24 protein-coding genes are annotated in these 26,769 nt (G+C 62.3%); 6 read left to right on the top strand and 18 right to left on the bottom strand.

Translation table 11 applies throughout. The features are described from left to right. Positions 1-9: 9 nt before the first annotated feature. The 6 genes from OC445_RS25650 to OC445_RS25625 all read right to left on the bottom strand — a co-directional run bounded on the left by OC445_RS25650 (position 10) and on the right by OC445_RS25625 (position 7,738). Positions 10-1,212 carry an ABC transporter substrate-binding protein gene (locus OC445_RS25650; protein WP_034127986.1) on the bottom strand — a complete coding sequence of 401 codons (1,203 nt, stop codon included), beginning with the start codon at positions 1,210-1,212 and terminating at the stop codon, positions 10-12. 236 nt (positions 1,213-1,448) lie between these two features. Beyond that, the gene (locus OC445_RS25645) at positions 1,449-2,216 is read right to left on the bottom strand and encodes a FadR/GntR family transcriptional regulator (RefSeq protein WP_034127984.1); all 768 of its coding nucleotides are present in this window, start codon (positions 2,214-2,216) and stop codon (positions 1,449-1,451) included. A 112-nt stretch (positions 2,217-2,328) separates the two neighbouring features. Next, positions 2,329-3,084: a hypothetical protein gene (locus tag OC445_RS25640; protein WP_054897445.1), complete on the bottom strand. Its 756-nt coding sequence runs from the start codon at positions 3,082-3,084 to the stop codon at positions 2,329-2,331. 107 nt (positions 3,085-3,191) lie between these two features. Then, positions 3,192-4,604, bottom strand: a complete 1,413-nt coding sequence (locus OC445_RS25635) for an efflux transporter outer membrane subunit (RefSeq protein ID WP_262020426.1) — start codon at positions 4,602-4,604, stop codon at positions 3,192-3,194. After that, positions 4,597-6,567: a MacB family efflux pump subunit gene (locus OC445_RS25630; RefSeq protein ID WP_034127982.1), complete on the bottom strand. Its 1,971-nt coding sequence runs from the start codon at positions 6,565-6,567 to the stop codon at positions 4,597-4,599. Before OC445_RS25630 ends, OC445_RS25635 begins: the two co-directional genes overlap by 8 nt. 1 nt (position 6,568) lies before the next feature. Beyond that, a complete protein-coding gene (locus OC445_RS25625; protein WP_054897437.1) occupies positions 6,569-7,738 on the bottom strand; it encodes an efflux RND transporter periplasmic adaptor subunit in 1,170 nt (389 codons plus the stop codon). A 326-nt stretch (positions 7,739-8,064) separates the two neighbouring features. Here OC445_RS25625 and OC445_RS25620 point away from each other — a divergent pair, with 326 nt between their 5' ends. The 4 genes from OC445_RS25620 to OC445_RS25605 all read left to right on the top strand — a co-directional run bounded on the left by OC445_RS25620 (position 8,065) and on the right by OC445_RS25605 (position 12,290). After that, the gene (locus tag OC445_RS25620) at positions 8,065-8,547 is read left to right on the top strand and encodes a sigma-70 family RNA polymerase sigma factor (RefSeq protein WP_054897438.1); all 483 of its coding nucleotides are present in this window, start codon (positions 8,065-8,067) and stop codon (positions 8,545-8,547) included. Positions 8,548-8,666: 119 nt separating this feature from the next. Beyond that, on the top strand, positions 8,667-10,004 hold the full coding sequence (locus tag OC445_RS25615) for a lysine N(6)-hydroxylase/L-ornithine N(5)-oxygenase family protein (RefSeq protein WP_072446159.1): 1,338 nt from the start codon (positions 8,667-8,669) through the stop codon (positions 10,002-10,004). A gap of 187 nt (positions 10,005-10,191) precedes the next feature. Then, positions 10,192-11,412, top strand: a complete 1,221-nt coding sequence (locus OC445_RS25610; protein ID WP_014719028.1) for a putative DNA modification/repair radical SAM protein — start codon at positions 10,192-10,194, stop codon at positions 11,410-11,412. Next, positions 11,409-12,290, top strand: a complete 882-nt coding sequence (locus OC445_RS25605) for a TIGR03915 family putative DNA repair protein (protein WP_198790574.1) — start codon at positions 11,409-11,411, stop codon at positions 12,288-12,290. The genes OC445_RS25610 and OC445_RS25605 overlap by 4 nt, the downstream gene beginning before the upstream one ends. Positions 12,291-12,416: 126 nt before the next feature. On the opposite strand, the gene OC445_RS25600 is transcribed toward OC445_RS25605, so the two are convergent. The 7 genes from OC445_RS25600 to ctlX all read right to left on the bottom strand — a co-directional run bounded on the left by OC445_RS25600 (position 12,417) and on the right by ctlX (position 18,333). After that, a complete protein-coding gene (locus tag OC445_RS25600; protein ID WP_014719026.1) occupies positions 12,417-12,914 on the bottom strand; it encodes an Lrp/AsnC family transcriptional regulator in 498 nt (165 codons plus the stop codon). 4 nt (positions 12,915-12,918) lie between these two features. Then, positions 12,919-13,749, bottom strand: coding sequence for an ABC transporter ATP-binding protein (locus tag OC445_RS25595; protein WP_014719025.1), 831 nt, complete (start codon positions 13,747-13,749; stop codon positions 12,919-12,921). A gap of 3 nt (positions 13,750-13,752) precedes the next feature. Then, positions 13,753-14,466, bottom strand: a complete 714-nt coding sequence (locus OC445_RS25590; protein WP_054897441.1) for an ABC transporter permease — start codon at positions 14,464-14,466, stop codon at positions 13,753-13,755. After that, positions 14,463-15,164: an ABC transporter permease gene (locus tag OC445_RS25585; protein ID WP_054897442.1), complete on the bottom strand. Its 702-nt coding sequence runs from the start codon at positions 15,162-15,164 to the stop codon at positions 14,463-14,465. Before OC445_RS25585 ends, OC445_RS25590 begins: the two co-directional genes overlap by 4 nt. Before the next feature lie 177 nt (positions 15,165-15,341). Next, the gene (locus OC445_RS25580; RefSeq protein WP_032896457.1) at positions 15,342-16,121 is read right to left on the bottom strand and encodes an ABC transporter substrate-binding protein; all 780 of its coding nucleotides are present in this window, start codon (positions 16,119-16,121) and stop codon (positions 15,342-15,344) included. 227 nt (positions 16,122-16,348) lie between these two features. Continuing rightward, positions 16,349-17,395 (bottom strand): ornithine cyclodeaminase, encoded by a 1,047-nt coding sequence (locus OC445_RS25575; RefSeq protein WP_072446153.1) that lies wholly within the window; start codon positions 17,393-17,395, stop codon positions 16,349-16,351. An 11-nt stretch (positions 17,396-17,406) separates the two neighbouring features. Beyond that, entirely contained in the window at positions 17,407-18,333 is a 927-nt protein-coding gene (ctlX, locus tag OC445_RS25570) for a citrulline utilization hydrolase CtlX (protein WP_197901452.1), read from the bottom strand. A gap of 224 nt (positions 18,334-18,557) precedes the next feature. Here ctlX and OC445_RS25565 point away from each other — a divergent pair, with 224 nt between their 5' ends. Next, the gene (locus OC445_RS25565; RefSeq protein ID WP_198790572.1) at positions 18,558-19,451 is read left to right on the top strand and encodes a GNAT family acetyltransferase; all 894 of its coding nucleotides are present in this window, start codon (positions 18,558-18,560) and stop codon (positions 19,449-19,451) included. 243 nt (positions 19,452-19,694) lie between these two features. On the opposite strand, the gene OC445_RS25560 is transcribed toward OC445_RS25565, so the two are convergent. The 5 genes from OC445_RS25560 to OC445_RS25535 all read right to left on the bottom strand — a co-directional run bounded on the left by OC445_RS25560 (position 19,695) and on the right by OC445_RS25535 (position 25,853). Continuing rightward, positions 19,695-20,714, bottom strand: coding sequence for a branched-chain amino acid aminotransferase (locus tag OC445_RS25560; protein ID WP_003192309.1), 1,020 nt, complete (start codon positions 20,712-20,714; stop codon positions 19,695-19,697). A 193-nt stretch (positions 20,715-20,907) separates the two neighbouring features. Continuing rightward, positions 20,908-22,287 carry a dihydrolipoyl dehydrogenase gene (lpdA, locus tag OC445_RS25550; RefSeq protein WP_034127973.1) on the bottom strand — a complete coding sequence of 460 codons (1,380 nt, stop codon included), beginning with the start codon at positions 22,285-22,287 and terminating at the stop codon, positions 20,908-20,910. A gap of 4 nt (positions 22,288-22,291) precedes the next feature. Continuing rightward, on the bottom strand, positions 22,292-23,557 hold the full coding sequence (locus OC445_RS25545; protein WP_198790571.1) for a dihydrolipoamide acetyltransferase family protein: 1,266 nt from the start codon (positions 23,555-23,557) through the stop codon (positions 22,292-22,294). Continuing rightward, positions 23,558-24,616, bottom strand: a complete 1,059-nt coding sequence (locus tag OC445_RS25540) for an alpha-ketoacid dehydrogenase subunit beta (protein WP_005789444.1) — start codon at positions 24,614-24,616, stop codon at positions 23,558-23,560. Between the two features lies 1 nt (position 24,617). Further along, positions 24,618-25,853 carry a 3-methyl-2-oxobutanoate dehydrogenase (2-methylpropanoyl-transferring) subunit alpha gene (locus OC445_RS25535; RefSeq protein WP_005789442.1) on the bottom strand — a complete coding sequence of 412 codons (1,236 nt, stop codon included), beginning with the start codon at positions 25,851-25,853 and terminating at the stop codon, positions 24,618-24,620. A 195-nt stretch (positions 25,854-26,048) separates the two neighbouring features. Here OC445_RS25535 and bkdR point away from each other — a divergent pair, with 195 nt between their 5' ends. Beyond that, entirely contained in the window at positions 26,049-26,537 is a 489-nt protein-coding gene (gene bkdR / locus OC445_RS25530; RefSeq protein WP_003174877.1) for a Bkd operon transcriptional regulator BkdR, read from the top strand. Positions 26,538-26,769: the final 232 nt, after the last annotated feature.

Below are 26,769 nucleotides of genomic sequence, written 5' to 3'. Positions count from 1 at the left end.
GTTAAGCGGTCAGCCGAGCGTGCAGCCCGTCGCCTCGACTGCGGGGAACGATTGGCCAGCGCTGAGCACTTTGGCCAGGTCGTCCTTGTCGGCCATGTCGCCGCTGGCCTTGCCGATCAGCAGGTAGTAGTCCTTGATCACCTGGTGGTCGCCGGCGCGGATCGACTCCTTGCCGGTCGGGCCTTCGTAGCTCAAGCCTTGCAGAGCCTTGGCCACGGTCGGGCCATCGAAGCTGCCGGTGGCAATGATGGTGTCGAGCATGACTTTGGTGCTGATGTAGTCGGCGGCCAGCGGGTAGGTGGGGTTGATGCCGTACTGGGCCTGGGTCAGCTTGACCAGTTCACGGTTGAGCGGGGTGTCGACCTGGTGCCAGTACTGTGCGCCGAGGTACACGCCCTCGAGCACATCGCTGCCCAGTTCCTGGAACTGATCCAGGCCGGCAGACCACACCAGCAGCACCTTCATGCGCTCCTTGATGCCGAAGTTCACGGCCTGGCGCAGGGTGTTGGACGATTGGCTGCCAAAGTTGAGCAGCACCAGCACATCGGGCTTGGTGGAAATGGCGTTGGTCAGGTAGCCGGAGAATTCCTGTTCCTGCAGCGAGTGGTAGCTGTTGCCCACGTGTTCCAGGCCATGCTCCTTGAGCACGTTTCTGGCGCCTTCGAGCAAGGCTTCGCCGAATACGTATTGCGGGGTGATGGTGTACCAGCGCTTGGCGTCCGGCAGCAGCTTGATCAGCGGCACCATGGTTTCGCGTATCGCGCCGTAGGTGGGCACCGACCAGCGGAAGGTCGCCTTGTTGCAGTCCTTGCCTGTCACTTCATCGGCGCCCACCGGGGTCATGAACACGCCGCCGACCTTGTCCACTTCCTTGGCCACTGCCAGCGCGGAAGATGACAGCGTGCATCCCTGGAAGAACCGTGCGCCGTCCTGCGCGATGGCCTCCTGCACCTTGCGCACTGCCTTGCCGGCGTTGCCTTCGGTGTCGATGACCTTGTAGTTCAGTGGGCGGCCGAGCAATTGGGCGTGTTGCTGCACCGCCAGGCGCGAACCCATGTCGGCAAATTTGCCATAGCTGGCAAAGGCGCCAGACATGGACTTGAGGCCGTAAAAGGTAAAGGGCTCGGCGGCGAATGCCGAACGCACGCTCAGCGGAAGGCTGAGGGCGGCGGCCGCGGTGAGGCTGGCTTTCAATAACGTACGACGCTGCATGGGGTGACTCCCTGGTTTAGTTATTGGCAGGAGCGGCAAGGGCGATACGGTGGAGCAAGGGCCTGTGGGCAGGCTTGTTATTGGATAACTCGATTTCGCGGGTGAACGGGGTCAACTGTGGGAGCTGGCTTGCCTGCGATGGCATCGACTCGGTCCCCTGTAACACCGAGGCGCCCGCATCGCAGGCAAGCCAGCTCCCACATTGATCGGGTTCCCACATTGGATTGTTGGCGTGTTTAAGGGTGGTCGAACTCCAAGAGGAAATGCGGGCTCACTTGGCCTTCCAGCGCGGTCATATGGTGTTCGGCATCGCACATGTGTTCATGCATCAAGCTGCGCACCGCGCTTTCGTCCCCGGCGCGAAAGGCGATCAGCAGTTGCTTGTGATAGTCGAGGTTGGCCGCGTCGAACTGCTTGCGTTTGGGCTTGTAGGCTTTTTTCAGCACCACCAGGTCGCGCAGCAAGTCATTGAGAAACTGCGCCATGAAGCTCAGCAGCGGGTTGGGGCAGGCCCGGGCCAGCAGGTTGTGGAACTCCAGTTCCGCCAGGCGCTGTTCGCGCTGGCCGGCTTCGCTGTCTTCAGGGGCGCTGCAAAAATCCACATTGGCTTGCAGGGCGGTGTAATCGTTTTCGCTCAAACGCCCGAGCACCGACACCGCCAATTCCACTTCGATGACCTTGCGCAGTTGGTAGACCTGCTCGCCGTCCAAGTGCTGGAAGTGCAGGTAATTGCGCAAGGCGCGGCTGGCCGGCTCGGTGCCGGCCTGATTCAAGTAAGCCCCGCCGCTGGGGCCGGTGCGCGTGCTCACCAGGCCCTCCACTTCCAACGCCTTGAGCGCTTCGCGTGCCGAACCCTTGGAACACTGGAAGCTTTCCATCAGCTCGCGTTCGGTGGGCAGGCGGTCGCCGGGCTTCAAGGCGTCGGTGACGATCGAGCGCTTGACCGACTCGACAATCACATCGGACAGCTTCTGGCGTTTGCGGCGTAGCGGGCGAGTCAGCATGGCGGTGATTTATCGTATTAATGCGGATAAATAGCACTTAATAACGATTGGGGAAGTGCGTCAACGCAGGCTGTCGTTTTTGGTGGCAAGAGGTCGTAAATGCGTGGGCTACTTACTCCCAGGCGCTGAGGTCGAGACAGCGCGTGGACGCCGGCGGTTGTCTACCATAGGCGAGAAAATCCCCCAGCCAGCGGTTGACGCAGCCGTCGGCGCCTGCGCGCGCCGACTCCTTGAGCAAGAGTTGCTCGACACCGGTGGCGACTGCTTCGCCAGGCTCGGCATTGATCAGCACCATGCGCCCGACACGCTCGGGAAACAGCGTGCCGTAGCGGCTGCCGAGGCGGGTGGCAGCGGCGTTGCCCAGGTAGTTGAGGCGCGCCTCGTCAAGTTGCCCGCGCACGAACTCCATGTCCCGCGCGGCCTGTTCCACGGCATTGCCCTCGCGCAGGTCGCGGGCGCTCAGCTCGATGACGTCATACCGGTCGACCAGGGTGCGATAGGCCTGGGTGGCAAGCGACTCCCAGCGGCTGGCGAGGTGAAGAACGAAAGGCGCGTCCTGGGCCTGGAGGGGTTCGCCGGCCTGGATGAACACGACACCTTCACGGTTGAGCGGTTGCCGTGCGCCTACCCGTGTCACGCTCAAGCTTAGGCGGCCGCGCTGGGGTGCGGCATGGTCGCGGGGGACGTTGACCAGGCCGCATTGGGTGCGGCCAACCACTTGCGGGTTCAAGTGCGCCGTCGTGGTGAGGGGGCAGTCCAGCAGCCAGTCGATTGCGGTGGGGGCGATCAAGGGCTTGGCCAGCGCCAGGTTCGGTATCAACCAGCAGCCAATGCAGGCCAGGCCTTTTACAACAACGCTGGGTTTCATCATGAGGTCCCGGGCTTCCGTGTGATAACGGCTTTTTTACCAAGGACCTTGAGGTGGAGAATGTAGGGTGAAGAAACAACTCGTGTATGAAATATGAGTTTCGTTTATCAGATGTTGGTTTTCCAGCCACCGCCTAATGCCTTGTACAGGGCGATGCTGGCTTGTAGGCGCGACAGGCGTAGTAGCACGCTCTGGTCCTGGGCGCTGTACAAAGTGCGCTGGGTTTCCAGCACCGTGAGCAGGTCTTCGGCACCGGCTTCGTAGCGGCTCTGGGCAATCTGAAACGCGGCCTGCGCCTGTTGCAGCTCCTCGCTTTGCCACTGGCGTTGCTGGTCAAGGCGGGTGATGCTGCTGAGGGCTTTTTCCACATCGGCAAAGCCATTGATGATTGCCCCGCGGTAGCTTTGCAGCAGTTCATCCTGGCGTGCCCGAGCCTTGTCGCGCTCGGCGCTCAGCCGGCCATTGTTGAAGATTGGCGCCATCAGGCCCGAGGTCAGGGTGTAGAAGGGGCTGCGCGAGACCTCTTGGGCCTTGTATGCGCCAGAGCCGAGGGTCGCGCCCAATGTCACTGAAGGCAGCATCGCTGCACGGGCCACCGTGACGTCGGCACGGGCCGCTGCCAACTGGGCCTCGGCCTGGGCGAGGTCGGGGCGCCGGCTCAATAACTGGCTCGGTACACCGGGCCCGATACTCGGCCAGGTCAATGCCTGGAAGGGTTCAGCGCCCAGTTCCAGGGCCTGTACGGGTTGACCAAGCAAGGCGGCCAAAGTGATTTGCGACTCTTCGACCGATTGCTGGATCAGCGGCAATTGCCGTTGCTGGGTGGCCACCAGGCTCTTCTGTTGAGCCAGTTCCAGGGCCGTGGCGGAACCGGCGTCGTGGCGGGTCTGTACCAGGTTCAGCACATTGCGCGCATTCGCCAGGTTGAGCTCGGCAATCTGCAGGCGCTGGCGTGCGGCCAGGGTTTGCGCGTAGCGGTCGGCGACATTGCTGAGCAGGGTCAGCTCCACGTTGGCCTGAGCGAACTCACTGGCGTGCAGGCTCTGCACGGCGCTGTCGCGCGCAGCGGCGCGGCCCCCCCAGAAGTCGATTTCATAGCTGGCGGTGAGGCTGGCGTCATAGCTGTTGACGGTCCGATTGCTTTCGGTGGCGTCCAGGTCCGAGTTGCCGCTGCCGCGCAACAGTCTTTGCCGGCTGGCGGTGAGGTTGAACTTCAGCTCCGGCAGCAGCGGCGCGCCAGCAATCACCGCCGTGGCCTGGGCCTGACGGACCCGCGCCATGGCGGCCGCTACGTCGAAACTGTCACGACGGGCCTGGTCGATCAGGCGGTTCAACGCCGGGCTGCCAAACTGCGTCCACCAGCGCTGGTTGATGGCTTGGGTCGCTTCGCGTTCTGCATAGTGCCAGGCGGCGGGCGTGGCGAGGCCGCTGTCGATGGCCGGCGGGTTAGCGCCACAGGCCGTGAGCAACAGGCACACACTGAACGCTGACAGTCGTGGAGTGAGAGATCGTTTATTCACTGGTCAACGCCTTAACCGGATCGAGCCGGGCAGCTTTACGGGCCGGCATAAAGCCGAATACGACGCCGGTCACCAGCGCACAGCCAAACGCGCCGAGCACCGCCACCAGGGAAAACTGCACCGCCACTTCAGCCAGCACCAGCACGCCGCCTACCAGCAATGCCAGGGCAATACCGAACAGGCCGCCGACCACCGAGAGCATCACCGCCTCGGTGAGGAACTGGCGCAGGATGTCGCGCTGGCGCGCCCCGGTGGCCATACGGATGCCGATTTCACGGGTGCGTTCGCGCACGGTCATCAACATGATATTCATCACGCCGATGCCGCCCACCAGCAGGGAGATCGCCGCAATCGAGCCGAGCATCAGCGACAGGGTGTTCTGGGTGCGGGCTTCGGCCTGAATCATCGCGGCATTGTTGGTCAGCTCGTAGTCGCGCTTGCCGTTGTGCAGCTTCAGCATCAACTGGTCGATGGCGCGTTCGGCTTCATGCACCTTGCGTGCATCGGTGGTGGCAATCGCCACGTATTCGGGGTTGTAGCTGCCGAACAGGCGGACACTGGCGGCGCTGTAGGGAATGGCGACACGGTCGTCACTGTCCTTGTTGCCGGAGCTGGAGCCTTTTTCCGCGAGCACGCCGACCACCTGGAAGGGGACGTTCTCGATCAGGATGTACTGGCCGATAGGGCTGGCCACGTCCTTGAACAATTTTTGGCGGATGCGCGCGCCGATCACGGCGACCGTGGCGGCGGCGCGTTCGTCGGCCTCGGTGAAGTAGCTGCCCTCGACCACCGGCCAGTTGAAGATCTCCGGGAAGTTGGTGTCGTTGCCCCCCACGTAAGCCATGTAGTCGACGTTGCCGAAGCGCACTCCCGCGTCGGTGCCGTTGACCGGCATGATGCGCTTGACCTGAGGCAGCGTCGCCAGGGCCGCGACATCGTTGAGGGACACGATACCCAGCGGCGTACGCGGGTTGGGCGAAGATCCGCTGAGGTAGATGATATTGGAGCCGAATGCGCCCATCTGCGCCATGACCTGGCGCTTGCTGCCTTCGCCCACTGCCAGCATCACCACCACCGACGCGACGCCGATGATGATGCCCAACAGCGTCAGCGCCGTGCGAAAACGGTTGATCCACATCACCCGCCAGGCGGCCTGCACGGCATCCAGCAATTCGGCTTTCCAGGCACCATTGTGCTCGGCGCCGTCGACCAGGCGTTGGCGCAGGTCCACGGCGTGCAAGGCGCCGGCCGCCACGCTGGGTGTGGCCGCGCGGGTGTCAGCCGAATCGCTGATGATCTGGCCGTCGCGAATCTCGATGATGCGGTTGGCTCGCGCCGCCACTTCACGGTCGTGGGTAATCAGAATGACCACATGGCCCTGGCTCGCCAGTTCGTCGAGCAAGGCCATGACCTCGGCGCCGCTATGGCTGTCGAGGGCGCCGGTGGGTTCGTCGGCGAGGATGATATGGCCGCCGTTCATCAGGGCGCGGGCGATGGACACCCGTTGCTGTTGCCCACCCGACAGCTGGTGCGGCCGATTGCCGGTGCGCTCGGCCAGGCCCAGGCGGGTGAGCAGGGCGCTGGCGCGGGCATGGCGTTCGGCGGCGCTGATGCCGGCATAGATCGCCGGCATCTCGACGTTTTCCTGGGCGGAGCCTGAGGGAATCAAGTGGTAGCCCTGAAACACAAAACCGAAGGCTTCGCGGCGTAGCCAGGCCAGTTCGTCGCTGCCCAGGTGGGCGACGTTTTCCCCGGCGAACAGGTAGTCGCCCTCGGTGGGGCGGTCGAGGCAGCCGAGGATGTTCATCAGCGTCGATTTACCCGAGCCCGACGCGCCGACAATGGCGACGAACTCGCCGGCATGGATCGACAGGTCGATGCCGCGCAACACATCGACCTGCGGGCTGTCGCCGCCGCCGTAGGATTTGCGGATGCCTTTGAGTTCAATCAGGGGCGTGGTCATTTCAGCCCCCATGGTTATCAACCGGGCCGATCAACAGGTGGTCGCCCTCGTTCAACCCCTCGAGCACTTCCACCCGCAGGCGGTCGCTGATGCCCAGGCGCACTTCACGGTCTTCGATGGCTCCGTTTTTGGCAACCACCCGGGCGATTTGCGCTGCGGAGCCGGGCACGCTTTGCAAGGCGGCGACGGGTACGGAGAGGGCGTCCTTGACTTGGCTGGCGACGAAAAAGACCTGGGTGGTCATCTCGGCCATCAGCGCGTTGTCGGCGTTGTCCACGTCCAGCAGCACCGTGTACAGCACCACTCGGCCAGTGCCGCTCTTGCTGGTGCTGCTCGGGCTGCCGCTGCCCTGGGTTTCGTTCAAGGGTTTGGGCGGGATCGGCAGGATCTGGCGCACGGTGCTGGTCCAGCGCCGGCTGCCACCGCTCAGAGTGGTGAAATACGCGCTCATGCCGGGTTTGACATGGCCGATGTCGGCTTCGGAGACTTCCGCCCACACCGTCATGGGCGACAGCTTGGCGATGCGCAGGATCAGCGGCGTTTGCTGTTGCGCGTTGAGGGTCTGGCCGACGCGTGCATCCACGGCCACCACGGTACCGGTCATTGGCGCGTAGATGCGCGTGTAGCCCAACTCGGCTTCATCGCTGCGCAGGCTGGCCTGGGCCTGGCGGATCTGTGCCTGGAACATCTGCACCCGCGCCTGGGTCGCGCTGAGTTCCGCCTTGGCGGTCTGCACGTCTTCCTCGCGGGTGGCGTTGCCGGCACTCAGGCGCTGCTGACGCTGGTACTTCTGATGGGCCAGTTGGTGCTGGGCTTTCTGCTCCTGCAACTGGGCCTGCAGGTTTTCGATGGCATAGCGGCTGGCGTCGAGCTTGGCTTTTTGCGTGGCGGGGTCGATCTCCACCAGCAATTGGCCCTCTTGGACCTGGTCACCGGCCTCGACGTGGATCTTGCGGATCTGCCCGGAGGCTTGGGCGCCGACGTCTACGTAACGTCGCGGTTGCAGGGTGCCCAGGGCGGTGACGCTGTTTTCGATGTCGGCGCGGGTCACGGTGACGGTGGCCAGGGCGTCGCGGCCCGGCGTCAGGCCCTGCCAGGTGGCAAACGCAACGATGGGAATCAGGCACGCCACCACAAGCAGGGCGCGTCGGGCAGGTCGAGGGCGTTTCATGGGTAGCTTCCAGCCAGGAAAGTTCGGGGCGCAGTCGCGCAGAGCTGACAGGTAAACGAGGAAAATGCCCCGGAATTTAGGCTGTTACATAAGTAGTTACAGCGCGAATTGCGAAAAAAACCGACCGCTGATGAGAGAGTTCTTTAAAAGTAGATGAGAATTACTATAAATTGCACACACTCAAACTGCCATCATCGGTGATGGCAAAACCGCCAATGATTGCGGGCGCATCCAGGTAAGGGGATGCGCTCTTGGGTTTTTCGCGAGCAAGCTCGCTCCTACAGGGGGCTGGGTGTCGTTTGTACCAAGGCCGTGGGTCAGGAGTCATGTTGGAAAACTACTATCGCGAGCTGGTGTGTTTCCTCAACGCCAAGCTGGGCAACCGTCAGGTGGCCGAAGATGTGGTGCATGACGCTTATGTGCGGGTGCTCGAGCGCGCAAGCGACACCCCGATCGAACAGCCCCGCGCTTTTCTGTACCGCACCGCCTTGAACCTGGTGATCGACGGCCATCGGCGTAATGCCTTGCGTCAGTCCGAGCCTCTTGAGGTGCTGGACAACGAAGAGCGCTTCGCCGCCTGTTCCCCCCACGCCAGCCACCACCAGGGCCAGCGCCTGGAGATGCTCGAGCGCGCCTTGGCCGAGCTGCCGGCGGCCTGTCGCGACAGTTTCCTGTTGCGCAAACTCGAAGGCCTGTCCCATCTGCAAATCGCTGAACGCCTGAACATTTCCCGCAGCCTGGTGGAAAAACACATCGTCAACGCGATGAAGCACTGCCGGGTGCGCATGCGCGAGTGGGAAGCGCACTGATCGGCTGTTAGTTAAATTTTATTTCACTGTCCTCGTTTCCTATCAACACACGGCCTGTTGTTCAGGCCATGAAGGTATTCCCGCCCCACCGCCATGGGGCTTATCCAGAGGACACTGGAATGACACAGGCAATTGCTTCGCCCGCGGTTCATGACCTGATCGGGATCGGTTTCGGCCCTTCGAACCTGGCGCTGGCCATCGCCCTGCAGGAGCGTGAAAAGGCCCAGGGCAAGCTGGACGTGCTGTTTCTCGACAAACAAGCCGACTACCGCTGGCACGGCAATACCCTGGTGACCCAGAGTGAACTGCAGATTTCCTTCCTCAAGGATTTGGTGACCCTGCGCAACCCCACCAGCCCGTACTCCTTCGTCAACTACCTCAAGGCCCACGACCGCCTGGTGGACTTCATCAACCTGGGCACCTTTTACCCTTGCCGCATGGAGTACAACGACTACCTGCGCTGGGTGGCGGGGCAGTTCCAGGCCCAGGCCAACTACGGCGAGGAAGTGCTGGCCATCGAGCCGATCCTGCATCAGCAACAGGTCGAGGCGTTGCGCGTGATCTCCCGTGATGCCCAGGGCGAGCAGCATGTGCGCACCACCCGTTCGGTGGTGGTCAGCGCCGGCGGCACACCGCGCATCCCCGAGGCATTCAAGGCGCTCAAGGGCGATAGCCGGGTGTTTCACCATTCCCAGTACCTGGAGCGCATGGCCAGCCAGCCGTGCGTAGACGGCAAGCCGATGCGCATCGCCGTGATCGGCGGCGGCCAGAGCGCGGCCGAAGCCTTTATCGACCTCAATGACAGCTTCCCGTCGGTGCAGGTCGATATGATCCTGCGCGGTTCGGCGCTCAAACCGGCCGACGACAGCCCGTTCGTCAACGAAGTGTTCTCGCCGGCCTTTACTGACCTGGTGTTCCAGCAAGTCGGTGCCGAGCGTGAGCGTTTGGTCGCCGAATACCAGAACACCAACTACTCGGTAGTGGACCTGGACCTGATCGAGCGAATCTACGGGATTTTCTACCGCCAGAAAGTCTCCGGCATCGCCCGCCAGGCGTTCCGCACCCTGACCGTAGTCGAGAAGGCCACCCCAGGCCCGCTGGGTATCGAACTGGCCCTGCGCAATAGCGCCACCGGCGAAAACAGCCTCAACCATTACGACGCGGTAATCCTGGCCACCGGCTACGAGCGCCAGATGCACCGTGAACTGCTGGCGCCGCTGCAAGCCTACATGGGCGACTTTGAAGTGGCCCGCGACTACCGCATCGTCACCGACGAGCGCTGCAAGGCTGGCATCTACATCCAGGGCTTCAGCCAGGCCAGCCATGGCTTGAGCGATACCTTGCTGTCGGTGTTGCCGATTCGGGCGGATGAGATTGCGGCGTCGTTGTATGCGCTGGACCATCACCGTGGCAAGGCGCGTTCGGTGCAGGACTTGCTGCTGGCAACCGCCAGCTGACCGATCCCCTTATTGTGGCGAGGGAGCTTGCTCCCGTTCGGGTGCGTAGCGCCCGCAAGCTTTTGGGGCCGCTTCGCAGCCCAGCGGGAGCAAGCTCCCTCGCCACAAGAGCTCGCTCCTACAGACGGCACTTGTGACAAAGTGTGGCTATTGGTACTGTACAAAAAACCAGTATCGGTAGCCCTCCATGCAGTTGATCGAAAAACTCAGCATCCTCGCCGACGCCGCCAAGTACGACGCGTCCTGCGCCAGCAGTGGCGCGCCCAAGCGCAGTTCCGAGGGCAAGGCGGGGCTGGGTTCCACCAATGGCATGGGCATCTGCCACAGCTACACGCCCGATGGCCGTTGCGTGTCGTTGCTCAAGGTGTTGCTCACCAACTTCTGCCTCTACGACTGCCAATACTGCGTCAACCGCCGCTCCAGCGACGTGCCCCGTGCGCGCTTCAGCCCGGAGGAGGTGGTCACCCTGACCCTGGATTTCTACAAGCGCAATTGCGTCAGTGGGCTGTTCCTCAGTTCCGGCATCATCCGTTCGTCGGACTACACCATGGAGCAACTGGTGCGGGTCGCCAAACTGCTGCGCGAAGAGCATGACTTTCGCGGTTATATCCACCTCAAGACCATCCCCGATGCCGACCCGGCCCTGATCGCCGAGGCTGGCCGTTATGCCGATCGCCTCAGCGTAAATATCGAACTGCCCACCGACGCCAGCCTGCAAACCCTGGCGCCCGAGAAGCAGATCGGCTCGATCAAGCAGGCCATGCAGACCATCTACACCGGCGAACAGACGGTGCTCAACGAACCCCGCGCGCCACGTTTCGCTCCGGCCGGGCAGAGCACGCAGATGATCGTCGGTGCCGACGACACCGACGACAGCACCATCCTGCACGGTGCCGAGGCGTTGTACGGTAATTTCAAGCTGCGCCGCGTGTATTACTCGGCGTTCAGCCCCATCCCCAACAGCCCGAAAAGCGTACCCCTGGCCGCGCCGCCCTTGATGCGCGAGCACCGCTTGTACCAGGCTGATTTCCTGCTGCGCAGCTACGGTTTCAGCGCCAATGAGCTGTTCGCCGGCCCCGGTGACCTGGCACTGGATATCGACCCCAAGCTGGCCTGGGCCCTGGAGCATCGCGAGGTGTTCCCCCTGGACCTGAACCGCGCCGAGCCGACCCTGATCGCACGTATCCCCGGCATCGGCCTGCGCACCACCCAGCGCCTGGTCGACCTGCGCCGTGAACGCAAGATCCGCTTCGAAGACCTGGCGCGCATGCGCTGCGTGCTGGCCAAGGCCAAGCCGTTTTTCATCACCAGCGACTACCACCCGCAGCAGGCCGACAGCACCAGTGTGTTGTTGCGCGAACAATTGCGTGACCGTCCGCAGCCGCAACAGATGGGGCTGTGGGGATGATCAGCCTGGAGTGCGACAACCTGTTCAGCACCTGGCGCGAACAGGCCCGCTGGTTACTCAGCCATCAGGTCGACCCCAGCCAGGTCAGTTGGGGCGAGGTGCAGGCGGCGGACCTGTTCGCTACCGATGAACTGATCCCACCAGGGATGGGGCCGTTTCAGGCGCGCATACCCAAGGCGTTGTTGCAATTGTTGGAGTCCGCTGCCTGTTATCACGGTGATCAGCGCTGGAGCCTGTTGTATGAAGTGCTGTGGCGGGTCAGCCATGGTGATCGCACGGCCATGCTCGCGGGTGACAAGCTTGGCAGCGAATTGCAGCGGCGCATCAAGCAAGTCAGCCGGGAAGCCCACCACTTGCATGCGTTTGTGCGCTTCATCGCGCTGCCGCACGGGGCCGGGCCGGAACTGCCGGAGTACGTGGCCTGGCATGAGCCGGCCCATGACATTCTCAAGAGCGCCAGCGAGCATTTTATCGGGCGCATGGGCCGCCATCGCTGGATGATCGCCACGCCCCTGGACGGGGTGTATTACGACGGCGAGCAATTGATTCATCAGCGCCAGTGCCCCGAGGCCTGGCAGCAACTGGCACAGAATGTTGAAGATCCCCACAGTGCGATGTGGTTGACCTACTACAGCCACATCTTCAACCCGGCGCGGCTGAACCCCAAGGTGATGGAAGGGCATTTACCCAGCCGCTTCTGGAAGAATTTGCCGGAGGGCAAGTTGATCCCGGGGCTGATCAGCGAGGCGCGTACGGGCAAGCAGAAGGATGGGCAGGCGAAGCTGGTGGGTGCCAAGCCAGGCAAAAGAATTGCAAACCCGGTCAATGTGGGAGCTGGCTTGCCTGCGATAGCGGTCGACCCGTCAGATGTGGGGTGACTGATTGATCGTTCCCACGCTCTGCGTGGAATGCCACCCTGGACGCTCCGCGTCTGCTCTTGAAGTTGTGACGCGGAGCGTCATTGGATGCATTCCCACGCAGAGCGTGGGAACGAGCTAGCTGGTTCAGGCCAGTTCGGTCGCGGTGTTCTTGACCACCGCCAACTCCGGATGCGCCACCAGCTTATCAATGTGCAACTCATCATTGTTCAACCAGGTCTCGGTCAGCACCCGGTAATGCTCCATATCCCGGCAGCGCATGCGCAGGCTGTAGTCGAACGGCCCGCTGATCAACTGGCATTCGAATACCTGCGGGCAGGCTTTCACGCAGGCTTCGAAGGCCTTTTGCGCCGAGCGCCCGCTTTGGTTGGACAGGGCCACCAGCACCAGCAGCGACAGCCCCGGTGAGACCATCTGCACATCGATGATCGCCCCATACCCACGGATCACCCCGCGTCGTTCCAGCTTGCGCACCCGTTCCAGGCAGGGCCTGGGGGTGAGGTGCACCAGTGACGAGAGCTTTTCGTAGGTGATACGCCCCTGATGCCTGAGTACGTCGATGATCGCTTCGTCGATGCGATCCAGCGTAGGGGAAGAATGGGGTCCGTGGGCCTTGGTATCCATGAGTTCACTTCAAACGGTTGGAAAGAAATTGCTGCAAGCGTTCGCTGGTGGGATGGTCGAGGATCTCGGCGCCGCCGTGTTCCTCGACTCGGCCCTGATGCAGGAACAGTACTTGGCTGGACACCTGGCGGGCAAAGCCCATTTCGTGGGTGACCATCAGCATGGTACGACCTTCCTCGGCCAACGTCTGTATGACTTTAAGCACTTCTCCTACAAGCTCCGGGTCCAGGGCCGAGGTGGGTTCATCAAACAGGATGATCTCCGGCTCCATCGCCAGCGCCCGCGCAATCGCGACGCGCTGCTGCTGGCCACCGGACAGGAACGCCGGATATTGATCCGCCACGCGGCTCGGCAGGCCCACCTTGTCCAGGTACAGCCGCGCACGTTTCTCGGCTTCGGCGGCGCTCACGTTCAGCACCCGGCGCGGGGCCATGGTGATGTTTTCCAGCACGGTCATGTGGCTCCACAGGTTGAAGTGCTGGAACACCATGGCCAGGCGCGTGCGCAGGTTTTGCAGTTGCGCCTGGTGCGGCGCACGGGTGCCGGCGCGGCCTGGTTGCATTTCGATGCTGATGCCGTCCAGGGTGATCACCCCGGCGTCAGGCTGTTCCAGAAAGTTGATGCACCGCAGCATCGTGCTTTTGCCCGAGCCGCTGGCGCCGATCAGGCTGATCACATCGCCCTGGCGTGCATTGAGGGACACGCCCTTGAGCACTTCGTGTTCGCCGTAGCGTTTATGGATACCTTCGACTTGCAGCTTGATGGCCGCCGTGGCGGTTTTGCCGACGGGTACATCCATTGGATAAGCGGCCAGGGCCTGCGCGGACTGATTCATGGGTTAGCCTCGGGTAGGAACAAGAAAGCGCATCCAGCGACGTTCGGCCAGCCTGAACAGGCCCACCAGTGCAAAGGACAGCAGCATGTAGAGCAGGGCGGCGATGCCGAAGGCCTGGAAGGTCAGGAACGTCTCGGCATTGGCATCGCGGGCGACCTTGAGGATGTCGGCGACGGTGGCGGTAAACGCCAGTGACGTGGCGTGCAGCATCAGGATCATTTCATTGCTGTAGGCCGGCAGGGCACGACGCAATGCGGCGGGCACGATCACAAACAGGTTCAGCCGCCAGCCGTGCAGGCCATAGGCGCGTGCCGCTTCGATCTCGCCATGGGGAATGTTGCGGATTGCCCCGGCGAAGATTTCCACGGTGTAGGCGCAGGTGTTGAGCACAAACGCCAACAGCGTGCAGTTCAGCGCATTGCGGAAAAACTGGTTGAGCAGGGCGTTGTCCTGCACCACTTCCAGGCTGTACAGCCCGGTGTAGCAAATCAACAATTGGATATACAGCGGCGTGCCGCGGAACAGGTAGGTGTAGACCTCCACCGGCCAGCGCAGCCAGAAATGTTCTGAGACGCGTGCCAGCGCCAGGGGGATCGACAGGGCGAAGCCCAGTACCACCGAGATAATGAACAGCCACAAGGTCATGGCGACACCGGACAGGCCGCTGCCATCGCTGAACAGGTAGGCCAGGCCGTATTGCTGGAACAATTCGATCATCGCGCCATCCCCTTGATGCCCAGGTTATAGCGCCGTTCCAGGCGCTTGAAGATGCGGTTGGAGAGGGTGGTAATCACCAGGTACACCAGGCCCGCGAGGATCAGGAAGTACAGCGGCTCGCTGGTGGACTTGCCGGCGTTCTGCGCGGCCTTGACCAGGTCTGACAGGCCGATGATCGACACCAGCGCCGTGGACTTGAGCAGCACCAGCCAGTTATTGCCCAGGCCCGGCAGGGCAAAGCGCATCAGTTGCGGGAACAGCACCAGGTGAAAGCGCTGCCAGCGGCTCAGGCCGTAGGCGGTGGCGGCTTCCAGTTGGCCGGCCGGCACGCTGAGGATCGCACCCCGGAAGTTCTCGGTGAAATACGCGCCGTAGATAAACCCCAGGGTGATCACCCCGGCGGTAAACGGGTCGATTTCAACGTAGTCCCAGCCGAACGCTTCGGTCAGGTCGTTGAGCCACAGTTGCAGGCTGTAGAAGATCAGCAGGATCAGCACCAAGTCCGGCACGCTGCGGATCAACGTGGTGTAGAGCGTGGCCGGCACGCGCAGCCATTTGACGCTGGAGAGTTTGGCGCCCGCGGCGACCAGGCCCAGGGTAAGGCTCAGGGCCAGGGCGAGGAACGCCAGCTTGAGCGTCATCCAGGCACCCTGGGCCAGCATGGGGCCGTAGCCTTGCAGGTTGAGGAGGTCGTTCATGGGGAAGATCTCGAAGGAGTGCACGGATTTACTGTGGGAACTGCTTGTTGTGGCGAGGGAGCTTGCTCCCGTTCGACAGCGCAGCTGGAGCCGGCTTTTTGGGGGCGCTTCGCACCCCAGCGGGAGCAAGCTCCCTCGCCACAACACGCCCGCTCCCACATGGGCACGGGTTGCCGGTTACTCGTTGTAGATGTCCTGATCGCCAAAATATTTCTTCTGGATCTGGGCGTAGGTGCCATCGGCCTGGACGGCGGCGATGCCCTTGTTGATCAGCTCACGCAACGCCTGGTCGTTCTTGCGCAGGCCCATGGCGATGTCCAGAGGCAGGGTCGGGTCCTTGAAGGCCGGGCCGGTCTTGAAGTCGGCGCCTTCGGGCTTGGACAGGAAGTTGAGCTGGGCTTCGAGCTTGTCCGTCAGGGTGGCGTCGAGGCGGCCGTTTTGCAGGTCGGCGTAGTTCTGTTCCTGAGACTGGTACGCCTTGATCTGTGCACCGAGCTTGGCCAGGTGCGCGCGGGCATAGGCTTCCTGCAACGAGCCTTGCAGCACGCCAACCTGCTTGCCGTTCAGCGACTCGGGGGTGTCACCGAAGGTGGCGTTTTTGCGGGTGATCACCGAGGTGGGGCTGAGGAACAGGCGGTCGGTGAAGTCGATGACTTTCTCGCGGGCCGGGGTCACGGCCATGGAGGACATGATCGCGTCGAACTTGCGCGCACGCAGGGCCGGGATCATGCCGTCGAATTCGTTGTGCACCCAGGTGCATTTCACTTCGAGCTTGGCGCAGATGGCGTTGCCCAGTTCGATATCGAAACCTTGCAGGCTGCCGTCGGCGGCGACGGATTCGAAGGGCGGGTATTCGGGGAACACGCCAAACCGGATTTCTTTCCAGTCCTGGGCGTGGGCAGCAGTGGCGCACAGTGGCAACAGCAACGCAGCGAAGAGTGATCGCAGAGGAGTCATGTGTCGGTCCCTATATTTTGTAATTGATGTCAGGGGCAGTGAATAACTGGGAGCAGAGAATGCTTCATGATGGTGCGTTTTTTGTGTCGTTTACCCCCTGCGCAAAGCGCAAATTGCGCTGTTAAAACAGGCAATGCAGCGGAATCGGCTGTGACACCGGCAAAATCGGCTTTCAACCCACCCGAATCTGGCCTGCCCTGGGCGCAAAGCGGCAAGCCAGAGCGGTTTCAGGCGCGCTTTTTATGCTGTACCACAGGTTGCTGGGCCAGGCGTGCAAACAGGTCTTTCGGGTCGGCCAGGTCTGGCACCAGCTCCAGCTCGCTGCCCACATCCAGGGCCTTGGCCACGTCCAGTACATAGCGCAGGGCCGAGTAGTCTTCGATAGCAAAACCCACCGAGTCGAACAGGGTGATCTGGCGTTCATTCTCGCGGCCCGGCTGTTGGCCGTTGATCACTTGCCACAGCTCGGTGACCGGCGAATCTTCCGGCATGTGCTGGATTTCGCCTTCGATGCGGCTTTGCGGTTCGTACTCGACGATCACCCTGGCGCGCTCGACGATACGGCGGTCCAGCTCGGTCTTGCCCGGGCAGTCACCGCCCACGGCATTGAGGTGCATGCCTGGCTCGATCATCTCGTCAGTCAGGATGGTGGCGTAGGCCTTGTCTGCAGTCACGGTGGTGACAATGTCCGCGCCTTTGACTGCCTCGGCGACGCTGGCGGCCAGGATCACCTTGATCGCCGGGAACGCCTTGAGGTTGGCGGCGAGCTTGGCGGTGGCCTGGGGGTCGATGTCGAACAGGCGGATTTCAGTAATGCCAAGCATGGCGTGGAAGGCCAGAGCCTGGAATTCGCTTTGGCAGCCGTTGCCGATCAGCGCCATGCTGCGGCTGTTGGCGCGGGCCAGGGAGCGGGCGACCAGGGCCGAGGTGGCAGCGGTGCGGATCGCAGTGGTCAGGGTCATCTCCGCCAGCAGCACCGGTTTGCCGGTGTCGACGTCGCCCAAGGCGCCGAACGCCATCACGGTGAGCATGCCGGCCAGGGTGTTTTTCGGGTGGCCGTTGACGTACTTGAAAGCGTACAGCGAAGCGTCGGACACCGGCATCAGCTCGATCACGCCATCCGGTGAGTGGTTGGCCAAGCGCGCGCACTTTTCGAAATCCTGCCAGCGCAGGTAGTCGGCGCGAATGTAGTCGGCCATCTCGGTGATACAGGTTTGCAGGCCTTTTTGCGAAACCAGGTAGCTGAGGTCGTTGACGTCGATATAACGGGTCATGGCAGGACTCCTTATTGAAATGAGGGACGGGCCGGCAGATGCACTTCGGCAAGCATGCAGCGGGCACTGCCGCCGCCGATGCGTTCGATGTTGTCGATACTCACCACCACCGGCCGCGTATGGCGTTCCACATGCTGACGCTGCGCCGGATGCAGGGCGCCCCAGGCACTGGCGGACATCACCAGCAATGGCTGGCCGTCCCGGTCGTGGACCTCCAGCATGTTGCCGGCGAAGGCTTCCAACTGGTCGAAGTCCAGGCTGAGGATGTCCTTGCCGGTGTCACGCAGGGAGCGTTCCAGGGCCAGGCGCTCGCTGTCGTCGGGCAGGGCCTGCAGGCACACCACCGCGAGGTCGCGGCCAACGCTCATCATCACGTTGCTGTGGTAGATGGGGGCCTGGTGACGGTCCAGGGCGTGGAACACAAAGAGTTGGTAGTCGAGGCGTTCGGCAAACTGGCGCAGGGCCGCGTGGTGGGTGCGCCCCGAATGGCACGCGTAGCTGATGCGGTGCTGGCGGTCGAGTACCATGCTGCCGGTGCCTTCCAGGAAGATGTTCTGTTGTTCCAGGTGGCTGAGGTCGATGGTGGTGTTGATCGCAAAGCGTTGCTCCAGTACTTGCAGCACGCCCTTATTGCGCTCCAGTCGGCGGTTCTGGCCTTCCATGGGGTAGAGCACCAGGCTGCCGTCGGCATGGCTGCTCCACCAGTTGTTGGGGAAGATCGAGTCGGGCGTATGAGGCGCCGGCGTGTCCTGCACCACCAGCACCTCCACGCCATGCTGGCGCAGGGTGTCGACATAACCGTCGAACTCCTCCAGCGCTTTGTGCTGTGCACTGAGCGGGTCCAGCGGCGGGCGTTGGAAACGGTTGTTGATCGCGGTATCCGGGTTGAAGGCAAAGCGCGCCGGGCGGATCATCAGGACGGTGTTGGTGGTTTGCATGGGGGCACGGGTCCGTTGGGGATCTTGTGCCGCTATTGTGTGCGTTGCGGGGAAAGGATCCCGGCTGAAACAGCGGGGTGGCTCAGCCAAGAAAGCTGAAAACGGGGGGGGGCGCAGCCGAATCGGCTGTCAGATTGAAATACGATCAACCTGTGGGAGCAGGCAAGCCAGCTCCCACATTGGTATTGTGGTGATTGTTATCGCTGTGTCAGCCAGGAGGAACCATGTCTACCGCTGTTCGCCTTGCCCAACCTTCCGATGCCGAAGGTATCAGCCACGTCATCCTGGCTGCGCTGCACAGCAGCAACGCACGTGATTACCCAGCGGATGTGATTGCGCGGGTTGCCAGCAACTTCACCCCCGACGCTGTGCTGGCATTGCTCCAGCGGCGGGTAGTATTGGTGGCGACTCAGGATCAACTGATCGTCGCTACGGCCGCACTGGATGGCAATGTGGTGCGCTCGGTGTTCGTCAACCCGGCGCTGCAAGGGCAGGGGATTGGCCGATTGTTGATGATCGAGATCGAGCTGCGCGCCCGTGAAGCCGGCGTGACGGTGCTGAGCGTGCCGTCCTCGCTGACGGCGCAAGCCTTCTACGCCAAGCTGGGTTTTCACAACGTGCGTGACGTGTACCACGGCAACGAGCGCACGTTGGTGATGGAAAAGGCGCTGTTGTCCCGCCACCCCATCGGGCCGTATCGCGACCGTCAACACCGTGCCCAGGTGATTGAGTTATGGCAGCAGGCGTTTGGCTATGACACCGCGCATAACCTGCCGAGCCTGGCGATTGATAAGAAACTGGCGGTCAATGACGGGTTGTTCTTCGTTGCCACCGACAACAAAGCCGTGATCGGTACCATCCTCGCCGGCTATGACGGGCATCGTGGCTGGTTGTATTCGGTGGCGGTGCATACCGACTATCGGCGCCATGGCCTGGGGTCGTCGCTGGTGCGCTATGCCGAACAGGCGTTGACAGCGCTGGGTTGCATGAAGATCAACCTGCAGATCACCGGCGGTAATGACGTGGTGGTGGGGTTTTATGAGGCGTTGGGGTATGGGGTGGAGCCGAGGATCAGTATGGGCAAGAAGATTGCCGAGAATATTACGCCACGCTCATGAAGGTGCAGAAACCAGTGTGGGAGCTGGCTTGCCTGCGATAGCGATAGGCCTTTGATCGTTCCCACGCTCTGCGTGGGAATGCCGCCTGGGATGCTCCGCGTCCCGCCGGACAACAGGTGACGCGGAGCGTCAGGGGATGCATTGCATTCCCACGCAGAGCGTGGGAACGATCAAGCGGAGCGTGGGAACGATCAACCAGCCAGCTCCCACAGGGTTTTGTGGTGTCGCTGGCTTTTGTGGCTGTCAGACCTTGACGATCCAACCCGCTGGCGCTTCCACGTCACCGGTCTGCACACCGGTCAGCTCTTTGTAGAGCTTCTGGGTGATCGGGCCGACTTCGGTCTCGCTGTGGAACACATGCAGCTTGCCGTTGTACTGAATGCCGCCGATAGGCGAGATCACCGCTGCGGTACCGCAGGCGCCGGCTTCCTTGAACTGATCCAGCTTGTCGATGAACACTTCGCCCTCGACCACTTCCAGGCCCAGGCGGGTCTGGGCCAGTTCGATCAGCGACAGGCGGGTGATGCCTGGCAATACCGAAGGCGACTTCGGCGTGATGAACTGGTTGTCGTGGGTGATGCCGAAGAAGTTGGCCGAGCCGACTTCTTCGATTTTCGAGTGGGTCATCGGGTCCAGGTAGATCGCGTCGGCGAAGCCGGATTTCTTCGCTTCCGAACCCGGCATCAGGCTGGCGGCGTAGTTGCCACCAACCTTGGCGGCACCGGTGCCTTGCGGCGCGGCGCGGTCGTAGCCGGAGATCTGGAAGTTGTGCGGCACCAGGCCGCCCTTGAAGTAGGCACCGACCGGGATGCAGAACACCGAGAAGATGAATTCCGGCGCGGTACGCACGCCGATGTTGTCACCGGTGCCGATCACGAACGGGCGCAGGTACAGCGCGCCGCCACTGCCGTACGGCGGGATGAAGCGCTCATTGGCCTTGACCACTTGTTTGCAGGCGTCGATGAACGCGTCGGTCGGCACTTGTGGCATCAGCAGGCGGCCACAGCTGCGCTGCATGCGGGCGGCGTTCTGGTCCGGGCGGAACAGGTTGATCGAGCCGTCCTTGCAACGGTAGGCCTTCAGGCCCTCGAAGCATTGCTGGCCATAATGCAGGGCAGTGGAGCCCTCGCTGATGTGCAGCACATTGTCGTCGGTCAGGGTGCCAGCTTGCCATTCGCCGTTCTTCCAGACCTGGAGAAACCGCTTGTCGGTCTTGATGTAGTCAAAACCCAGCTTGTCCCAATTGATGCTCTCGTTACCCATGACACCCTCTATCTCTGGTCAAGTCGGATTTTTTTCTGGATGGGCGAACAATACTGCATTCACAGGGCTGTTCGCATCCCCTGTAGGAGCGAGCTTGCTCGCGAAGAACGCAAGGACGCCGCGTTTAACTGGGTGGCCCGCGTTATCGTTGGCGATTTTCGCGAGCAAGCTCGCTCCTACAGGGGTTGTGTTTTTACAGGTGCAACGCGTGGCCCAACGCCCGCAACGCCGCTTCCTGCACCGCTTCACCCAGGGTCGGATGGGCATGAATGGTGCCGGCCACATCCTCCAGGCGCGCGCCCATTTCCAGGCTCAGGCCAAACGCAGTGGAGAGTTCCGAAACCCCAGCCCCCACCGCTTGCCAGCCAACAATCAAGTGATTGTCACGCCGCGCCACCACCCGCACGAAGCCGGCCTTGGACTCCAGCGTCATGGCCCGGCCATTGGCGGCGAACGGGAAGCTCGACACAATGCAATCCAGGCCAGCAGCCTTGGCCTCGTCCGGGGTCTTGCCGACCACCACCAGTTCCGGGTCGGTAAAGCACACCGCCGGAATTGCCGCCGGGTTGAATTCGCGGGCCTTGCCGCTGATCAGTTCGGCAACCATTTCGCCCTGGGCCATGGCCCGGTGCGCCAGCATCGGCTCGCCACTGAGGTCGCCAATGGCGTACACGTTGCGCATGCTGGTCTGGCAGCGGCTGTCGATCTTGATCGCCGCGCCGTTCATGTCCAGGTTCAGCGCTTCGAGGTTCCAGCCTTGGGTGTTGGGTTTGCGCCCCACGGCGACCAGCACCTGGTCGGTGTCCAGCGCCAGGGTGTCGCCATTGGGTGCACGTACTTGCAGCTTGTTGTCGGCAAAGCCGGTGACGCTGTGTTCCAGGTACAGCTTCACGCCGAGTTTCTTCAGGGATTCAGCCACCGGCAGGGTCAGCTCGGCGTCGTAGGCCGGCAGGATGTGCGCCTGGGCCTCGACCACGCTGACGTCGGCACCAAGCTTGCGGTAGGCAATCCCCAGTTCCAGGCCGATATAACCACCGCCCACCACGATCAAACGTTTGGGTACATGGGTCGGTGCCAGGGCTTCGGTGGACGAGATAATCGGCCCGCCAATCGGCAGCATCGGCAGGTTGACGCTTGTCGAGCCGGTGGCCAACAGCAGGTGTTCGCACTGGATGCGTTGCTCGCCCACCTCGACGGTCTTGCCGTCGATGACTTTGGCCCAGCCATGGATCACCTGCACCTTGTGTTTTTTCAGCAGTGCGGCGACGCCGGTGGTCAGGCGGTCAACGATGCCGTCTTTCCATTCCACGCTCTTGCGGATGTCCAAAGTCGGCACATCCACCTCAATGCCCAACTGCGAGCCCTGGCTATGGTGCACGGTTTGCTGGAACTGCTCGGCCACATGGATCAGCGCCTTGGATGGAATGCAGCCAATGTTCAGGCAGGTGCCGCCCAGTGCTTGGCCTTCCACCAGAATGGTGGGGATGCCCAGTTGGCCTGCGCGAATCGCCGCGACATAACCGCCGGGGCCGCCGCCGATAATCAGCAGCGTGGTGTGCAATGTCTGAGTCATGCCCTTACTCCAGGAACAGGCTGGCGGGTTGTTCGAGCAGGCCGCGAATGGCCTGGATGAATTGCGCCGCGTCCATGCCATCGACCACGCGGTGATCGAAAGAGCTGGAGAGGTTCATCATCTTGCGCACCACGATCTGGCCCTTGATCACCATCGGCCGCTCAACGATACGGTTGACGCCGACGATGGCCACTTCCGGCAGGTTCAGCACTGGCGTACTGACAATGCCGCCCAGGGCGCCAAGGCTGGTCAGGGTGATGGTGGAACCGGACAGCTCTTCACGGCTGGCCTTGCCTGTACGTGCGGCGTTGGCCAAACGCGCGATTTCTTCGGCAGTGCCCCATAGGCTGCGGGCTTCGGCGTGGCGTACCACCGGCACCATCAGGCCCACGTCGCTCTGGGTGGCAACGCCCACGTGCACGGCACCAAGGCGAGTGATGATCTGGGCTTCGTCGTCGTAACGCGCATTGATCTGCGGGAAGTCGCGCAAGGCTACAACCATGGCCCGCACGATAAACGGAAGCAGGGTCAGCTTGCCGCGTGTCGCACCGTGCTTCTCATTGAGGTGCATGCGCAACTCGTCGAGGGCGGTGACGTCGATCTCTTCCACGTAGCTGAAATGCGCGGCGCGGCGGGTGGCGTCCTGCATGCGCTGGGCAATCTTGCGGCGCATGCCGATCACCGGGATCTGGTGTTCGTCAGTGCGCTCGGCATACGGGTTGGCGGCGCTGGCGCCCGTTGCCGGGCCCTGGCGCAAGTAAGCCTCCAGGTCTTCATGCAGAATCCGGCCCGCAGGCCCTGTGCCCTGGACCAGGCGCAGTTGAATCCCGGCATCCAGCGCGTGTTTGCGCACGGCAGGCGAGGCCAACGGGCGTTCGCTGGCTTCACGGGCCACGGGCGCTTGCGGCGCTTTCACTACTGCAGCGGGCTTGCTTTCTACCGGCGCCTGTACCGGTTTGGCTTCGGCCACAGGTGGCGCGGCCTTCGCCGGCTCGGCAACCTCCGGCATATCCTTGGTATTGCCTGCGCCTTCCACTTCAATGCTGATCAAAATGCTGCCCACTGCCATGACCTCACCCGGCTCGCCGCCGAGGGAAATCACCTTGCCGTGGACCGGCGAGGGAATATCCACCATCGCCTTGTCGGTCATCACATCCGCCAGCACCTGGTCTTCAACCACCAGGTCGCCGACCTTTACATGCCATACCGATAATTCAACTTCCGCGATGCCTTCGCCAATGTCCGGCATCTTGATAACGTGCGTGCCCATTCAGACCTCCATGACCCGTTTCAACGCCGCGCCCACTCGGGACGGCCCTGGGAAATACGCCCACTCCTGCGCGTGCGGGTAGGGAGTGTCCCAACCAGTGACGCGTTCGATCGGCGCTTCCAGGTGGTGGAAGCAATGCTCTTGCACCAGCGAGACCAACTCGGCACCAAAGCCGCAGGTGCGCGTGGCCTCATGCACCACCACGCAACGGCCGGTCTTTTTCACCGACTTGACGATGGTCTCCAGGTCCAGCGGCCACAGGCTGCGCAGGTCAATGACCTCGGCGTCGATGCCGGTTTCTTCAGCGGCGACTTGCGACACATACACGGTGGTGCCATAGGTCAGCACGGTCACGGCCGAGCCTGGGCGCACGATGGCGGCTACGTCCAGGGGCACGGTGTAGTAACCGTCCGGCACCTGGGCTTGGGGGTGTTTGGACCACGGCGTTACCGGGCGGTCGTGGTGACCGTCGAACGGGCCGTTGTACAGGCGCTTGGGCTCCAGGAAGATCACCGGGTCATCGTTTTCGATGGAGGCGATCAGCAGGCCCTTGGCGTCATAGGGATTGGACGGCATCACCGTGCGCAGGCCGCAGACCTGGGTGAACACCGCTTCGATACTCTGGCTGTGGGTCTGGCCGCCATAGATGCCGCCGCCGCAGGGCATGCGCATGGTCAAGGGCGCAGTGAACTGGCCGGCCGAGCGATAACGCAGGCGTGCCGCTTCGGAAATGATCTGGTCGGTGGCGGGGTAGACGTAGTCGGCGAACTGGATTTCCGCTACCGGGCGCAGGCCGTAAGCGCCCATGCCCACGGCCACGCCGACGATGCCGCTTTCCGAGATCGGGGCGTCAAACACCCGCGAGCTGCCGTACTTGGTCTGCAAGCCTTCGGTGCAACGGAACACGCCGCCGAAGTAACCGACGTCCTGGCCGAACACCACCACGTTGTCGTCACGCTCAAGCATCACATCCATGGCCGAGCGCAGGGCCTGGATCATGGTCATGGTGGTGGTGGTCATGGCGGTTTCCAGTTCGATACTGTTGTTGTGGTCGTTCATGTCACACCCCCAGCTCTTGACGCTGGCGCTTCAAGTGCTCCGGCATCTCTTTATAGACATCCTCGAACATGGTCGCGGCGCTTGGAATCTGGCCACCGGCCAGGGTGCCGTACTGTTCGGCTTCTTTCTGCGCCTTGACCACTTCGGCTTCAAGTTCTGCACTGACCGCCGCGTGTTCCTCTTCGGACCACTGGCCAATCTTGATCAAGTGCTGCTTGAGGCGGGCAATCGGGTCGCCCAGGGGGAAGTGGCTCCAGTCGTCGGCGGGACGGTACTTGGATGGGTCATCGGAGGTGGAATGCGGGCCGGCGCGGTAGGTGACCCACTCGATCAGGGTGGGCCCCAGGTTACGGCGCGCACGCTCGGCGGCCCAGGCCGAGGCGGCGTACACGGCGATAAAGTCGTTGCCGTCCACGCGTAGGGAAGCGATGCCGCAACCCACACCGCGTCCGGCGAAGGTGGTGGCTTCACCGCCAGCGATGGCCTGGAAGGTGGAGATCGCCCACTGGTTGTTGACCACGTTGAGGATCACCGGCGCGCGGTACACGTGGGCGAAGGTGAGGGCGGTGTGGAAGTCCGATTCAGCGGTGGCGCCGTCGCCGATCCAGGCCGAGGCGATCTTGGTATCGCCCTTGATCGCCGAGGCCATGCCCCAGCCCACGCCCTGGACGAATTGGGTGGCAAGGTTGCCGGAAATAGTGAAGAAGCCCGCCTCCTTGACCGAATACATGATCGGCAACTGGCGGCCCTTGAGCGGGTCGCGCTCGTTGGACAGCAGTTGGCAGATCAGGTCCACCAGCGGCACGTCGCGGGCCATCAGGATGCTTTGCTGGCGATAGGTGGGGAAGCACATGTCGTCGATATTCAAGGCCAGGGCCTGGGCGCTGCCGATGGCTTCTTCGCCAAGGCTTTGCATGTAGAACGACATTTTTTTCTGACGCTGGGCGACCACCATGCGGTTGTCGAAAATGCGCGTCTTGAGCATGGCGCGCATGCCTTTGCGCATGATCTCGGTGGAGACGCCTTCGGCCCACGGGCCCAGGGCCTGGCCCTGATCGTCGAGCACGCGGATCAGGCCCTTGGCCAGGTCGGCGGTGTCGGCCGGTTCTACGTCGATGGCGGGTTTGCGTACCAGGCCGGCGTCGGTCAAACGCAGGTAGGTGAAGTCGGTCTTGCAGCCTGGGCGGCCCGAGGGTTCGGGAACGTGCAGGCGCAGCGGTGCATACGGCTGGGTCATGGCTTTCTACGCTCTATCTTGTGAATTTCTTGTAGTGGGCGCGCTAGCTGACAGTCAGTCTTCGGGTAGAAGAAATCTTGTCCTACAACAATCATAGGCGTGGCGTAGAAGAATATTTATCTCTGTTTCATTGCGTCGCCGGCCATTTGCGGATAAAAAAACTGCATAAACATAATAAACAGGTGATTTTGTCTCATGCGCAAACTGGACCGTACCGATATCGGCATTCTCAACGCCCTGCAGGAGAATGCCCGGATCACCAATGCCGACCTGGCCCGCTCGGTCAACCTGTCGCCCACTCCGTGTTTCAACCGGGTCAAGGCGATGGAAGAACTGGGGCTGATTCGTGAGCAGGTCACGCTGCTGGATGCTGATCTGCTGGGGCTGCACGTCAATGTGTTCATCCACGTGAGCCTGGAAAAACAGAACGAGCTGGCGCTGCAGCAATTCGAAGGGGCGATCTCGGATCGGCCTGAGGTGATGGAGTGCTACCTGATGGCCGGCGACCCGGACTATTTGATCCGCGTGTTGGTGCCCACGATCCAGTCCCTGGAGCGCTTTATGATGGACTTTTTGACCAAGGTGCCGGGGGTGGCGAACATTCGCTCCAGCTTTGCCTTGAAGCAAGTGCGCTACAAAACCGCGCTGCCGTTGCCGGCCAACGGCATCAGCCTCGGTTCCTGATTCAACACGGGACAAAATGTGGGGCTTGCCTGTGATGACGGCACCCCGCGATCCAACTGTGGGAGCTGGCTTGCCTGCGATGGCGGCCTGACAGCCGAGGACTACCTACCTGACACCCTAACGATCCAACTGTGGGAGCTGGCTTGCCTGCGAAGACGGCCTCACAGTCAATGCAGCTGGATTGTGTACATATCCATTCCTGCGGTAACGGCCACTTAGGGTTCCGCCCTGA

Origin of the sequence: Pseudomonas sp. Pse35, assembly GCF_024519715.1 — a bacterium.
GTDB lineage: Bacteria > Pseudomonadota > Gammaproteobacteria > Pseudomonadales > Pseudomonadaceae > Aquipseudomonas > Aquipseudomonas paracarnis.
This window is presented reverse-complemented; position numbering and strand designations above follow the sequence as displayed.

Bases quoted from the DNA above. Each gene is read 5' to 3' on its own strand.
- OC445_RS25650 (WP_034127986.1), bottom strand. From the start codon at position 1,212: ATGCAGCGTCGTACGTTATTGAAAGCCAGCCTCACCGCGGCCGCCGCC.
- OC445_RS25645 (WP_034127984.1), bottom strand. From the start codon at position 2,216: ATGCTGACTCGCCCGCTACGCCGCAAACGCCAGAAGCTGTCCGATGTG.
- OC445_RS25640 (WP_054897445.1), bottom strand. From the start codon at position 3,084: ATGAAACCCAGCGTTGTTGTAAAAGGCCTGGCCTGCATTGGCTGCTGG.
- OC445_RS25630 (WP_034127982.1), bottom strand. From the start codon at position 6,567: ATGACCACGCCCCTGATTGAACTCAAAGGCATCCGCAAATCCTACGGC.
- OC445_RS25625 (WP_054897437.1), bottom strand. From the start codon at position 7,738: ATGAAACGCCCTCGACCTGCCCGACGCGCCCTGCTTGTGGTGGCGTGC.
- OC445_RS25620 (WP_054897438.1), top strand. From the start codon at position 8,065: ATGTTGGAAAACTACTATCGCGAGCTGGTGTGTTTCCTCAACGCCAAG.
- OC445_RS25615 (WP_072446159.1), top strand. From the start codon at position 8,667: ATGACACAGGCAATTGCTTCGCCCGCGGTTCATGACCTGATCGGGATC.
- OC445_RS25610 (WP_014719028.1), top strand. From the start codon at position 10,192: ATGCAGTTGATCGAAAAACTCAGCATCCTCGCCGACGCCGCCAAGTAC.
- OC445_RS25605 (WP_198790574.1), top strand. From the start codon at position 11,409: ATGATCAGCCTGGAGTGCGACAACCTGTTCAGCACCTGGCGCGAACAG.
- OC445_RS25600 (WP_014719026.1), bottom strand. From the start codon at position 12,914: ATGGATACCAAGGCCCACGGACCCCATTCTTCCCCTACGCTGGATCGC.
- OC445_RS25595 (WP_014719025.1), bottom strand. From the start codon at position 13,749: ATGAATCAGTCCGCGCAGGCCCTGGCCGCTTATCCAATGGATGTACCC.
- OC445_RS25590 (WP_054897441.1), bottom strand. From the start codon at position 14,466: ATGATCGAATTGTTCCAGCAATACGGCCTGGCCTACCTGTTCAGCGAT.
- OC445_RS25585 (WP_054897442.1), bottom strand. From the start codon at position 15,164: ATGAACGACCTCCTCAACCTGCAAGGCTACGGCCCCATGCTGGCCCAG.
- OC445_RS25580 (WP_032896457.1), bottom strand. From the start codon at position 16,121: ATGACTCCTCTGCGATCACTCTTCGCTGCGTTGCTGTTGCCACTGTGC.
- OC445_RS25575 (WP_072446153.1), bottom strand. From the start codon at position 17,395: ATGACCCGTTATATCGACGTCAACGACCTCAGCTACCTGGTTTCGCAA.
- ctlX (WP_197901452.1), bottom strand. From the start codon at position 18,333: ATGCAAACCACCAACACCGTCCTGATGATCCGCCCGGCGCGCTTTGCC.
- OC445_RS25565 (WP_198790572.1), top strand. From the start codon at position 18,558: ATGTCTACCGCTGTTCGCCTTGCCCAACCTTCCGATGCCGAAGGTATC.
- OC445_RS25560 (WP_003192309.1), bottom strand. From the start codon at position 20,714: ATGGGTAACGAGAGCATCAATTGGGACAAGCTGGGTTTTGACTACATC.
- lpdA (WP_034127973.1), bottom strand. From the start codon at position 22,287: ATGACTCAGACATTGCACACCACGCTGCTGATTATCGGCGGCGGCCCC.
- OC445_RS25545 (WP_198790571.1), bottom strand. From the start codon at position 23,557: ATGGGCACGCACGTTATCAAGATGCCGGACATTGGCGAAGGCATCGCG.
- OC445_RS25540 (WP_005789444.1), bottom strand. From the start codon at position 24,616: ATGAACGACCACAACAACAGTATCGAACTGGAAACCGCCATGACCACC.
- OC445_RS25535 (WP_005789442.1), bottom strand. From the start codon at position 25,853: ATGACCCAGCCGTATGCACCGCTGCGCCTGCACGTTCCCGAACCCTCG.
- bkdR (WP_003174877.1), top strand. From the start codon at position 26,049: ATGCGCAAACTGGACCGTACCGATATCGGCATTCTCAACGCCCTGCAG.